We start from the raw sequence: 11,883 nt of genomic DNA, 5'->3' as shown, positions 1-11,883 counted from the left end.
GAAGCCGCGCCCGCTGCAGCAGCAGCTCAGGCAGCCGGCGTTTCGCCTTCGCCCTCGGCAGCGCCTTCGGCGGCCGAAGCGGCGCCAGCCGGCAGCGAGATGCTGGCGATGGCGGGGTTCTCGTCACCGTGGGTGATGACGGTCACGCCCTTCGGCAGCTTCAGGTCGGCCAGGTGCAGGGTCTGGCCCAGTTCCATCGCGCCGACGTCCACTTCGATGAACTCGGGCAGGTCGGCCGGCAGGCACGACACTTCCAGGTCGTTGACGATGTGGTTGACCAGGCCGTGGCCCAGCTTCACGCCAGGAGCGGTTTCCTGGTTCATGAAGTGCAGGGGCACCTTGACGTGGATCTTGTCGTTGGCCGACACGCGCTGGAAATCGACGTGCAGCACCAGCGGCTTGAACGGGTGCATCTGGAATGCGCGCAGCAGGGCCTTTTCCGACTTGCCAGCGACTTCCAGGTCCAGGATCGACGAGTGGAACGCTTCCTTCTTCAGGGCGTGCCACAGCGCGTTGTGATCCAGTTCGATCATCTTCGGCTCGGCGGCGCCGCCGTAGATGATGCCGGGGGTCTTGCCCGAATTGCGCAGGCGGCGGCTCGCACCCGTACCCTGTACGCTACGCTCGAAAGCGACAACTTTCATGATGACTCCAAAAGTAAAGAAGGCCGTCCGCGACCAGACAGCCTCGTTGCGGCGTGAAAAACAGAATCAGCGCCGATCAAGTCACGCTGGCCGCCGCAAAACGGCTGCCAACGCAGCAAAGCATTAAATTCTATCAGGAACCCGCAAACAGCGACATGATCGAGTCGCCCTTGACGATGCGGGTAAAGGTCTCGGCCAGCAGCGGGGCGGTCGAGAGCTGGCGGATCTTGCCGCACTTGGCCGCTTCTTCCGACAGCGGGATGGTGTCGCACACCACCACTTCGTCCAGCGACGAATCGGCGATGCGGGCAGCGGCGCCGCCGGACAGCACCGGGTGCGTACAGTACGCAAACACCTTCAGCGCGCCACGTTCCTTCAACACCTGGGCGGCCTTGCACAGCGTGCCTCCGGTGTCGATCATGTCATCCATGATGACGCAGTTGCGGCCTTCGACTTCACCGATGATGTTCATCACCTCGGCCACGTTGGCCTTGGGACGGCGCTTGTCGATGATCGCCAGGTCGCAGTTCAGTTCCTTGGCCAGCGCACGCGCACGGACCACGCCGCCGACGTCAGGCGAGACCACCAGCAGGTCGCCGTAGTTCTTCTCGCGCAGGTCGCCCAGCAGTACCGGCGATGCGTAGATGTTGTCGACGGGAATATCGAAGAAGCCCTGGATCTGGTCGGCATGCAGGTCCATCGTCAGCACGCGCTCGACGCCGGCGACTTCCAGCATGTTGGCCACGACCTTGGCCGAGATTGCCACGCGCGCCGAACGCGGGCGGCGGTCCTGGCGGGCATAGCCGAAGTAGGGCATGGCGGCGGTGATGCTGCGTGCCGAGGCGCGCTTGAGCGCGTCGACCATCACCATCAGTTCCATCAGGTTGTCGTTGGTCGGCGCGCAGGTGGACTGCAGCACGATGACGTGCTTGCCGCGAACGTTTTCCTGGATTTCAACCTGGACTTCACCGTCGGAGAAACGGCCAACCTGGGCCTTGCCTAGCGGAATGCCGAGGTGCTGTACGACAGCCTCCGCGAGTTTGGGGTTGGCGTTGCCGGTAAATACCATCAAGCCGTCGCTGCTCATTCGGGGCACCTGTCTTGCTGCTGGGGGAGCTTGGTGTCACCGGCGAAGCCGGTGACTTGGAAGATATCGTGTTCCGTTAGGACACTATAGGAAGTAATGGCAGGGGAAGAAGGATTCGAACCTTCGAATGCCGGAATCAAAATCCGGTGCCTTGACCAACTTGGCGACTCCCCTACACAACCGGGCCGTTCTTCGTGGTACCAAACTACCGTACCGCGCCGAACGATAACTTGCTATGCGAGCGCTGCGAGCGGGTGATGTGCCAGACTCCTCACACACCTGCCATCCCATTCGGGAGGCAACCTTTCCAAAACCTGCTGCGCTGTCTTTGCGTCAGGAAAACGCGCAAACACGCAGGCTCCGGATCCGGTCATCCTGGCATGCTGATTGTATTGCTTCAGCCATTCCAGGGCTCGGGCGACTTCGCCGAACTTCGCTGTTGCTATCGGTTCCAGGTCGTTGCGACCGAAATCGAATTTGTTTGTGCGAGCAGCGAAGACCGCAATTATGGAGATGGGCGTATCCCTTGTCAAGCGCTGGTCCGAAAAAATTTCAGACGTCGGCACATGCTGTTTCGGATGGATGACCACGAACCAGCTTTCGGGCAGCTCCACCGCGGTCAGCTGCTCGCCCACGCCCTCGGCGAATGCGTTCTGGCCGAACACAAACACCGGCACGTCCGCACCCAGCGCCAGGCCGATGCGCATCAGCTCCTCGCGCGACAGGCCCAGGCCCCAGAGGTGGTTCAGCGCCAGCAGCGTGGTCGCGGCATCCGACGAGCCGCCGCCGATGCCGCCGCCCATCGGCAGCACCTTGTCGATCTCGATGTCGGCGCCGAAGGGGGTGCCCGTGGCAGCCTGCAACGCGCGCGCGGCGCGCACGACCAGGTCGCTGTCGGCGGGCACGCCGGGCACGTCGGTGATGCGCGCCACGATGCCATCGTCGCGCCGGCGGAAATGCAGCGTGTCGCTCCAGTCGACCAGCTGGAACACGGTCTGCAGCGTGTGGTAGCCGTCGGCGCGGCGCCCGGTCACGTGCAGGAACAGGTTGAGTTTCGCGGGCGCGGGACAGTCGCGCAGTTCGGGTGGCGGCAGTGCCGGGGTCCGGTCAGGGGTCATGGCGTCTGGGGATCGATGACGAGCCGCACCGACAGCGGATTGCTGCCGGAGTCGCGCGCGAGGTCGATGCGGCGCGGCAGCGCCGCGGCGGTGCTTGCGGGCTGCGTGTCCTGCCACGCGACGTAGCGCACGGTCCAGCCGTTCTGCGCCAGCGTCGACAGGCGCCCCTGCTCGTCGCGCGTGGCGCGCGCGGGCGATCCCTGCGCGGCGCGGCCATGCAGCCAGTCGCGCATGCCGGCCACCGGCAGCGCGAAGCCGAGCGCGTCTTCCATCAGCGTGTCGACCTCGGGCGCGTTGCGCGGCGGCTGGTTGGGCAGGTCCAGCGTGGCGCCGGACGGCGTGGCGGTGACCACTGCCAGCGTCTGGCCCAGCGGCGAGACCAGGTCGAGCCGCACGTTGCGGCCTTGCTCTTCCCAGCGGAAGCTGCCGGTCACGCCTTCGTCGCGGCCGTAGCGCTGGTAGTTGGCCGAGAAGCGGCCGGTGTATTGCCGGCTTGCGCTGGATTCGCCGGCATCGAAGCCGCGCGACGGTGCCACGCTGGCGCACGCCTGCAGCAGCAATGGGGCGCCCAGGCAAAGCAGTGCCAGGCGTCTGGTTCGATTCATGGGCATGGTCGTGGAGCGGCGGCGCGCGGCGGCGGCCGCCGGACTGACGGAAATCCCGTGCCGCGCCTGGCAACGCAAGCGCGCGGCAAGCGGGGGCACGGGATCAGGAGGTTGGTTACTTGGCCAGCTGCACGTCGAACTTGTACCTGCGCAGCGTATCGACCAGGGTTTCGTTCTCGGGATCGATGCGCATGGCCTCGGTCCAGGTCTTGCGCGCTTCCTCGTGCTCGCCGAGCTGCCACAGCACCTCGCCCAGGTGCGCGCCGATCTCGGCCTCGGGCGCCTTGGAGTAGGCGTTGCGCAGCAGGTCCGCTGCGGGGCGCAGCTCGCCCATGCGGAATTTGACCCAGGCCAGGCTGTCCATGATGTAGGGATCGTCCGGGCCCAGCTCGGAGGCGCGTTCCAGCAGGCTGCGCGCTTCGGGCAGGCGTTCGTTGCGGTCGGCGAGCGAGTAGCCGAGCGCGTTGTAGCCCTGCTTCTGCTGCGGCTGCAGCGCGATCACGCGGCGCAGGCCCTTTTCCATGCTGTCGTAGCGCTTCTGGCGCTCGTCGAGCATGGCCAGCTCGTAGATCCAGTCGGCGTTGTCGGGCTCGGCGGCGACGCGGTCGTCGAGCAGCTTGCGTGCTCGGTCGTAAGCCTTGGTCTCCATCAGCGTGGCCACCTCGGCCTGGCGGATCGCCATGACGCGCTGCGCGCGCTGGCCCGGGTCGGGGATTTCCTCGGCATCGGCAAGCATCTCGCCGAACAGTGCCTGCGCATCGTCGAGCTTGCCCAGGCGTGCCAGCAGCTGCGCGCGCTTGGCGGTGGCCGCGGGCGCCAGGCGGATGTCCTCGATGCGGTCCAGCCACTGGATCGCGCCGGCATAGTCCTTACGTTCTTCGGCAATCTGCGCCAGGTACTGGTAGGCGATGTCGGGATTGGCCGTGGGTTGCTTCTCGACCAGCTGCAGATACTCCTGCAGGTATTGCTCGGCTTCGCTGTAGTTCTTGGCCTGCAGGCTCGTGAGCCCCAGCGCCAGTGGCACGCGCGGATCGGCGGGCGCCACCTTGCGCAAGGTCTCGAACTCCTGCCGTGCCGCCTGCATGTCGTTGCGCAGCAGGTACAGGCGCGCCAGCGTGATATGGCCGTTGACCGATTCGGGCGACTTGTCAAGGAAGCGCTTCAGGATGGCGACGGCTTCGTCGGGCTCCTTTTCGGCGCGCAGCTCGGCGGCCATCAGCGCGGCGGCCTCAAAGCCCGGGCGCAGCTTCAGTGCCTGGTCCAGCGCGGCGATCGCGCCCGGCACGTCGCCGGCGATTTCGCGCGCGCGCGCCAGCGCCAGGTGGGTTTCCGGCAGTTTCGTATCGTTGCGCGTCAGTTCCTGCAGCAACGTGGCCGCGCCGGCGGGATCGCTGGTGCGCGACAGCTGCTGCTGCATCTGCAGGATGGCGTCGCCGCGGTGGCTGGCGGGTACGGCGGCGAGTTGCTGCTGCAGCAGCGGGCGGGCATCGTCCCAGCGTCCGTTCAGCACCAGCAGCGTCGACAGGACCTGCGCGGCGGCGGGCGAATTGGGCGAGATTTCACGCCACAGCCGGGCCGCATCCAACGCCTGCTGCGGGATGCGCGCGTTGAAGGCGATCTCGGTGGCGCGCTGCGCGAAGCGCGGGTCGCGGGTCTGCCGCGCCAGTTCGAGGTAGGTGCGGTAGGCCGGCCCGACCAGGCCGCGCTGCATGGAAATCTCGGCCGCCAGCACCATATAGACGATGTCGTCGGTCAGTTCCAGCGACGGCAGCGGGCTGCGTGCCGGCTTGGCGGTGCTGCTGGCGGGGCGCGCGTCATCGGAGGCGGCGATCTGCATCTGCGCAAGCTGCGGCATCTGCGCAAGCTGCGGCAGCGGCACGTCGCCGGCCGGAGGTGCCGCATGCGCGGCGCCGGCCAGCGCGAGCAGTGCCGCGGCGCCCAGCGCACGTGCGTGGCGGCGGGTTCTGGCAAAGGCTCCCGCGGCGCCCGCCGTGGGCGAAAATGCGCCCTCGTGCACGGGGATGCCGCACTGGGAGGCTTGCAATGTGGCGTCCGGCATCAGGTCCGGCGTCAGGTCCAACTTCAGGTCCGACATGTATCGAGTGCTCCGGGCGCGCGCTGGCGAAGGAATGGATAAAGGCATTGTAGCCTGCCGCTACAATGCGCTGCTTGGCGCGCCGGCCCATGGCCAGCAAGGCCGGCAGGAGTTTGGAGCGCTAACCAACGGAGAGGTTCGATGCCTGAATTGCCCGAGGTCGAAGTGACCCGGCGCGGCTTGCTGCCGCATGTGGTGGGACGGCGCATTGAAGCGGTGACGGTGCGCCACCGCGGGTTGCGCTGGCCGGTCGAGCCGGACCTCGAAGCCCGCCTGGCGCAGCGCGTGGTGCGCCGGATCGAACGCCGCGGCAAATACCTGCTGCTCGAGTGTGTCAGCGACGATCCCGCCGAACCGGCCGGCTGGCTGCTGGTGCATCTCGGCATGACCGGCACGCTCAGGGTGTTGCCGCAGGCGCCGCCACCCGGCGCCCACGACCACCTGGACATGGTGCTGGCCGCTGGTGCAGAGGGTGTAGTGGCGGCGGAGGGCGCCGGGGGCCGGCTGGTGCTGCGCTTTCGCGATCCGCGCCGCTTCGGCGCGGTGCTGTGGACCACGCTGCCCGAGCACGAACTGCCATCCCACCCGCTGCTGCGCACGCTCGGCATCGAGCCCTTCGATGCTGCCTTCGACGGCGCCTGGCTGCACCGCCACACGCGCGGCCGCAGTGCCGCCATCAAGACGGTGTTGCTGGCCGGCGGCATCGTCGTCGGGGTCGGCAACATCTACGCTTCGGAAAGCCTGTTCCGCGCCGGCATCCGCCCGACCACGCCGGCTGGCCGCCTCAGCCGTGCGCGTTGCGACCGGCTGGCGCAGGCCGTGCGCGAGACCCTGGCGCAGGCGATCGAGCGCGGCGGCAGCACGCTGCGCGATTTCGTCGGCAGCGACGGCGCCAGCGGCTACTTCCAGCTCGATTGCTTTGTCTACGACCGGGCCGGCCAGCCGTGCCGGGTCTGCGCCACGCCCGTGCGCCAGATCGTGCAGGGCCAGCGTTCCACCTTCTACTGCCCCAACTGCCAGCACTGAGCCAGCACTGAGCCGGCACTGACCGGTGGCCGCCATTACGATGCGCCGTGTGGCGCACAATGCGCGCCGGCGGCGATTGTCGATGGCTCGGCGCAACACTCTGCCCGCACGCCATTCACAAGGGACGCGAATTCCACAAAACCGCCGTGGAAACCTGTATCGTGTGCGCAGTTATAAAAAGTTACAAAAATGGAACAGATTGGCTCGCCCGGGTCGCGGCGGGCCGGCAGTGCGGGAACACGGGCACGCCTCCGCCGGCGGCGGCCCCGAGGCAAAAACCGAGTCAGCCGAACAGCTCCATGACAACGCTCGCCCACCAATTCGAACAATATGGCGCCTGGAGAACGGGGGTCCTCCAGTCCCTGGCCGAATTCCAGTCGTGGCTGCAGCAGCACGACCTGTACGACGCGCAGGCCGACGACCGCGTGCAGCGCATCCAGAACGTGCTGCGCAGCGACCGGCTCAAGGTCGCCTTCATTGCGGAGTTCTCGCGCGGCAAGAGCGAACTGATCAATGCGATCTTCTTCGCCGACTACGGGCGCCGCATCCTGCCGTCGTCGGCGGGCCGCACCACGATGTGCCCGACCGAGCTGCGCTACGACGAGGCCGAGCCGCCTTGCATCCGGCTGCTGCCGATCGAGACCAGGCTCCAGGACGCTTCGACCGCGGATTTTCTCGAGGCCGGCCCGTCGGCACACTGGCATACGGTGCCGCTGGATCCGTCCTCGCCCGAGGGCATGCTCGAAGCCTTCCAGCACGTGGTCCAGACCGTGCGCGTGCCGCCGCAGCAAGCCGAGGCGCTGGGCCTCTACCATGAGAGCGACCCCGACGCCGCCTACGCGGTCGATGCCGAGGGCATGGTCGAGATATCCCGCTGGCGCCATGCGGTGATCAATTTCCCGCATCCGCTGCTGCGCCAGGGGCTGGTCATCCTGGACACGCCGGGGCTGAACGCGATCGGCACCGAGCCCGAGCTGACGCTGCGCCTGATCCCTGACGCGCACGTGGTGGTGTTCGTGCTGGCCGCCGATGCCGGCGTGACCAAGAGCGACCTGGAACTGTGGCGCACCCACGTGGACGCCGGCCACCGGCGCGGCTGCCTGGCCGTGCTCAACAAGATCGACGGGCTGTGGGACCCGCTGCGCCAGCCGGCCGAGATCGCCGGCGAGATCGGGCGGCAGGTCTCGAGCACGGCGCAGGTGCTGGGCATCGAGCAGGCGCGTGTCTATCCCGTGTCGGCACAGAAGGGCCTGGTGGCAAAGGTCACGCACGACGACGCGCTGCTGGCGCGCAGCGGCTTGCCGGAGTTCGAGCATGTGCTGTCCGACCAGCTGATCCCGCGGCGGCGCGACATCGTCTCCGATCAGGTCCACCGCCAGGCGCAGGACATGGCGCGGGCCGCGCAGCAGCTGCTGCAGAGCCGCCGCCGCGATATCGTCGAGCAACTGTTCGAGCTGCGCGGGCTGCGCGGCAAGAACCACGCGATGGTCAAGCACATGCTGATGCGCGTGCAGGGCGAGAAGGAAGAGTTCGAGCAGAGCATCAGCAAGTTCCAGGCTCTGCGGCTGGTGTTCGGCCGCCACAGCGCCGACATCATCAAGAGCCTGCAGCTGCGCGACGTGCGCCGGACCATGCGGACCGCGCGCGAGCAGATGAAGGAGCGCTTCTTCTCGCGCGGCCTGCGCGAGGACATGGATGCGCTGTTCGCCCAGCTCACCGCGCTGGTGACCGATGCCGACAACAAGATCGGGCAGTTGCACCAGCTGATCGAAAGCATGTACCGGCGCTTCAATGCCGAGCATGGCTTCACGCTGCCCACGCCGATGCAGTTCACCGCCGAGCGCTACGTGGCCGAGCTGCAGGAAACGCTGCGGCTGGTGCATGCGCACTTCGGCACGGTCAGCATGCTGACGCGCTCGCGGCCGCAACTGGTGCAGAACGCATTCAGCACCATGGCCAGCCGCGTGCTGGAGAACTTCCGCGACCTGAATCGCGATATCGAGGTGTGGCTCAAATCGGTGATGACGCCGCTCGAGGCGCAGGTGCGCGAGCACCAGAAGCAGTTGCGCCGGCGCGTCGATTCGATCGAGCGCATCCACGAAGCGACCGATACGCTGGAAAGCCGTATCGCGGAGCTCGAGGAGGTGCTGAACGGGCTGGATGAGCGCAGCGGCAAGATCGAGGGGTTTGCGCAACGCCTGCTGCGGCCGGCGGGCGTGGCGGAGCAGGCGAGCCTGGCGGTGGCGTGACGGGAAGCGGCTGGCGGTAGGCGTATTTCAGGGCCGGTATATCATGTAGCGCCGCGTACAGCGGCGCTTTTTTTGACACGTTCGCACGCTGCTGGCCCAACACCAGCCCCACACCACAAGCCGTACCCCATGCCCCGCAAGTCCGCCCCCCGAGCCACCGCACCCATCCCCGACGACATCCAGGTGCCCCCCGATTTCGGCGCACGGGTCGTCAACTGGCAACGCTGCCACGGCCGGCACGACCTGCCGTGGCAGAACACGCGCGACGCCTACCGCATCTGGCTGTCGGAAATCATGCTGCAGCAGACCCAGGTCAGCGCGGTGATCGAGTATTTCCAGCGCTTTGTCGCTACATTGCCGACGGTGCAGGCACTGGCCGCCGCGCCCGCGGACCAGGTGATGGCCCTTTGGGCCGGCCTTGGCTACTACTCGCGCGCGCGCAACCTGCACCGCTGCGCCATGCAGGTGGTCAGCGAGCACGGCGGCGTTTTCCCGACCGATCCCGCGGTACTGGCGACGCTGCCCGGCATCGGCCGCTCGACCGCGGCGGCGATCGCTGCCTTCAGCGCCGGCGTACGCTCGCCGATTCTCGACGGCAACGTCAAGCGCGTGTTTGCGCGCTGCTTCGGCATCCATGGCCACCCGGGCGAGCGCGCGGTGGAAACGCGCATGTGGCAGCTGGCCGAGATCGCGCTGCCCGCAGCGGGCACGCGCCAGGCCGAAGACATGGTCGCCTATACGCAAGGGCTGATGGACCTCGGCGCGACGGTTTGCTCGCGCGGCAAGCCGGCATGCCTGGCCGATGCCGGCGCGTGCCCGCTGTCCGCCGACTGCGTGGCGCGCCGCGAAGGGTTGACCGGCGTGCTGCCCACGCCAAAGCCGCGCGCCGCGATCCCCGAGCGCAGCACGGTGATGCTGATGGTGCGGCGCGAGCGTGAAGTGCTGTTGCGGCTGCGCCCCGGCAGCGGCATCTGGGGCGGCCTGTGGAGCCTGCCCGAGATGCCGGTCGACACCGTGCCCTTCGATGCGGAAGCCGCCGAAGCCGCCGCGCTCGACTACGCCCGCGCCTATGGCGTACCCGTGCGCGCCGCGATGGCGGGCGAACTGACCCACGTCTTCACGCACTTCCGCCTGTTGATCCGCGCGATTCGCGTCGATGTGGGGCCAGGTGAGCTGATGGCGCAGGACAGCGCCACGGAAGCGGCACAGCGCTGGCTCTCGCTCGACGATCTCGATGCGCTGGGCACGCCCGCGCCGGTGCGCAGGCTGCTGGAAGACCAGGCCCGCGGCGGCCTGTTCTGAAGCCGGCCGCGGCGCCGCTCAGACGATGTGGTTCTGCCGCATGTAGCGGTGCACGATCTCGATGCGCATGCCCGCGTCAGGCAGCGCCATCAGCATCTGCTTGGCCTTCAGCGGCACCGGCAGCAGTTCGCACAGCCGGTTGGCGACCCAGCTGGGATCGTCCCACAGGTAAGGCTCGTCGAACGGCATCCGGTCGGGCTGCTCGGCATGCAGCCGCGTCACGATGCGGCGCAGCGCGTCCAGGCATTCGCCCAGCAGCTCGAGCTTGCAGTCGATGATGTCGGCGGGCAGCACCTGCGCACGCGCCACCAGCAGGCCGTCGTCGCGGGTCTCGTGGCTGATGATCTGGAAACGCTCGCGCCCGCGCGCGCGGATCAGCAGCACGCCCAGCTGCTCCATGTTGCAATCGACGATTTCGGCCAGGCAGCCCACGGACTCCGGCACGGTCGCCTTGCCTGGCCGCGCCACTTCTTCGCCGCTCTCGATCAGGCAGGCGCCGAACGGCGTGCCGTCGCGCAGGCAGTTGCGCACCATGTCGACGTAGCGCGCCTCGAACACGCGCAACGGCAGCCGGCCACCGGGAAAGAGCACGGTGTGCAGCGGGAACAGCGGGAGGTTGTCTAGCGTCTGCGGCTCGGGGTCGGACCCGGCGGACGAGGTGGGGCGGTAGAGGTCGGTGGAAGACATGCGGTGCCAGCGTGCATAAGGGGATGCAGTGGGATGCCAGAATGCAGCAACGGCGCGCCGCCGGACCGTACGCCGCCAGTGCCCCCAGGCACGCGCGCTTGGCGTCAGCCCGCCGGCGCGAGCTCTCGGTGTCTCACCAGCACATTACCATGCGCGCGGAAATAGTTGGCGAGCCTTTCCGCAATATAGACCGAGCGATGCTGCCCGCCGGTACAGCCGATGGCGACGGTCAGGTAGCTGCGGTTGTCGGCGATGAAGCTTGGCAGCCACTTTTCCACATAGGCGCGGATATCCTCGGCCATCGCCAGCACCATCGGCTGCGCCTGCAGGAAATCGATCACCGGCGTGTCGCGCCCCGTCAGCGGGCGCAGCGCCAGGTCGTAATAGGGGTTGGGCAGCGAGCGCACGTCGAACACCATGTCGGCGTCGCTGGGCACGCCGTGCTTGAAGCCGAAGGATTCGAACAGCAGCGTCAGGCGCTCGCTGTCGTTGCGGATCAGCTCCTTGATCCAGCTGCGCAGCGTATTGGTGCGCACATTGCTGGTATCGATGCGGTGCGCGGCCTCGGCCAGCGGGCTCAGCAGCTCGCGCTCCATCTCGATCGCTTCCATCAGCGCGGTGTCGTTGAAGGCGGGCTCGCCGCCGGGGCTTGCCACGCCACCATCGGTGCGGATCGACAGCGGATGGCGCCGGCGCGTCTCGGAGTAGCGTTGCACCAGCGCGTCCGTGCTGGCCGTCAGGAACAGCACCTCGACCTGGTGCTCGCCGGCGAGCGTGCGCACGGTATCGGGCAACTGGTCGAGCGACTCGCGGCTGCGGATGTCGGTGGCAATGCCCAGGTGCGTATAGCCCTGGCTGGAAAGGTAGCGGGCCAGTTCCGGGATGAACTGCGCCGGCAGGTTGTCCACGCAGTAGTACCCCGCATCTTCGAGGACGTTCAGTGCAACGGACTTGCCGGAACCGGAAATGCCGGTGATGAGGATGATGCGCATAGCAACTGAAGCATAGCATCACGTGATGGCCGCGTCATGACAGCGGGATGACTGCGGACCCGGAAACAACGATGGCGA

10 protein-coding genes and 1 tRNA gene are annotated in these 11,883 nt (G+C 67.6%); 3 read left to right on the top strand and 8 right to left on the bottom strand.

The features are described 5' to 3' along the window. Positions 1-26: 26 nt before the first annotated feature. The 6 genes from ACAD63_RS20345 to ACAD63_RS20320 all read right to left on the bottom strand — a co-directional run bounded on the left by ACAD63_RS20345 (position 27) and on the right by ACAD63_RS20320 (position 5,549). Positions 27-644, bottom strand: a complete 618-nt coding sequence (locus ACAD63_RS20345; protein ID WP_133093630.1) for a 50S ribosomal protein L25/general stress protein Ctc — start codon at positions 642-644, stop codon at positions 27-29. Between the two features lie 133 nt (positions 645-777). Beyond that, a complete protein-coding gene (locus tag ACAD63_RS20340) occupies positions 778-1,731 on the bottom strand; it encodes a ribose-phosphate pyrophosphokinase (protein ID WP_133093631.1) in 954 nt (317 codons plus the stop codon). A gap of 97 nt (positions 1,732-1,828) precedes the next feature. Further along, positions 1,829-1,905 (bottom strand) — tRNA-Gln (locus ACAD63_RS20335). Positions 1,906-1,964: 59 nt separating this feature from the next. Continuing rightward, positions 1,965-2,849 (bottom strand): 4-(cytidine 5'-diphospho)-2-C-methyl-D-erythritol kinase, encoded by an 885-nt coding sequence (gene ispE, locus ACAD63_RS20330; protein WP_135704355.1) that lies wholly within the window; start codon positions 2,847-2,849, stop codon positions 1,965-1,967. Next, the gene (gene lolB / locus ACAD63_RS20325) at positions 2,846-3,454 is read right to left on the bottom strand and encodes a lipoprotein insertase outer membrane protein LolB (protein WP_133093633.1); all 609 of its coding nucleotides are present in this window, start codon (positions 3,452-3,454) and stop codon (positions 2,846-2,848) included. Before lolB ends, ispE begins: the two co-directional genes overlap by 4 nt. 115 nt (positions 3,455-3,569) lie before the next feature. Further along, a complete protein-coding gene (locus ACAD63_RS20320) occupies positions 3,570-5,549 on the bottom strand; it encodes a tetratricopeptide repeat protein (protein WP_255519880.1) in 1,980 nt (659 codons plus the stop codon). 141 nt (positions 5,550-5,690) lie between these two features. On the opposite strand from ACAD63_RS20320, the gene mutM reads away from it, so the two are divergent. The 3 genes from mutM (at position 5,691) to mutY (ending at position 10,126) form a co-directional block, all read left to right on the top strand. Further along, positions 5,691-6,575, top strand: a complete 885-nt coding sequence (gene mutM / locus ACAD63_RS20315; RefSeq protein ID WP_133093635.1) for a bifunctional DNA-formamidopyrimidine glycosylase/DNA-(apurinic or apyrimidinic site) lyase — start codon at positions 5,691-5,693, stop codon at positions 6,573-6,575. A gap of 299 nt (positions 6,576-6,874) precedes the next feature. After that, positions 6,875-8,824 carry a dynamin family protein gene (locus tag ACAD63_RS20310; RefSeq protein ID WP_133093636.1) on the top strand — a complete coding sequence of 650 codons (1,950 nt, stop codon included), beginning with the start codon at positions 6,875-6,877 and terminating at the stop codon, positions 8,822-8,824. Between the two features lie 129 nt (positions 8,825-8,953). Then, on the top strand, positions 8,954-10,126 hold the full coding sequence (mutY, locus tag ACAD63_RS20305; RefSeq protein ID WP_434033206.1) for an A/G-specific adenine glycosylase: 1,173 nt from the start codon (positions 8,954-8,956) through the stop codon (positions 10,124-10,126). A gap of 18 nt (positions 10,127-10,144) precedes the next feature. Here the strand turns inward: mutY and ACAD63_RS20300 are convergent, their stop codons facing one another. After that, on the bottom strand, positions 10,145-10,813 hold the full coding sequence (locus tag ACAD63_RS20300; RefSeq protein ID WP_133093638.1) for an LON peptidase substrate-binding domain-containing protein: 669 nt from the start codon (positions 10,811-10,813) through the stop codon (positions 10,145-10,147). Between the two features lie 104 nt (positions 10,814-10,917). Next, on the bottom strand, positions 10,918-11,805 hold the full coding sequence (gene rapZ, locus ACAD63_RS20295) for an RNase adapter RapZ (protein ID WP_135704362.1): 888 nt from the start codon (positions 11,803-11,805) through the stop codon (positions 10,918-10,920). Between the last annotated feature and the right edge of the window lie 78 nt (positions 11,806-11,883).

Origin of the sequence: Cupriavidus sp. a3, assembly GCF_051015765.1 — a bacterium.
Classification (GTDB): domain Bacteria; phylum Pseudomonadota; class Gammaproteobacteria; order Burkholderiales; family Burkholderiaceae; genus Cupriavidus; species Cupriavidus oxalaticus_A.
Note: the sequence above shows the minus strand (reverse complement) of the source record. Positions and strands in the feature narration are given on the sequence as shown.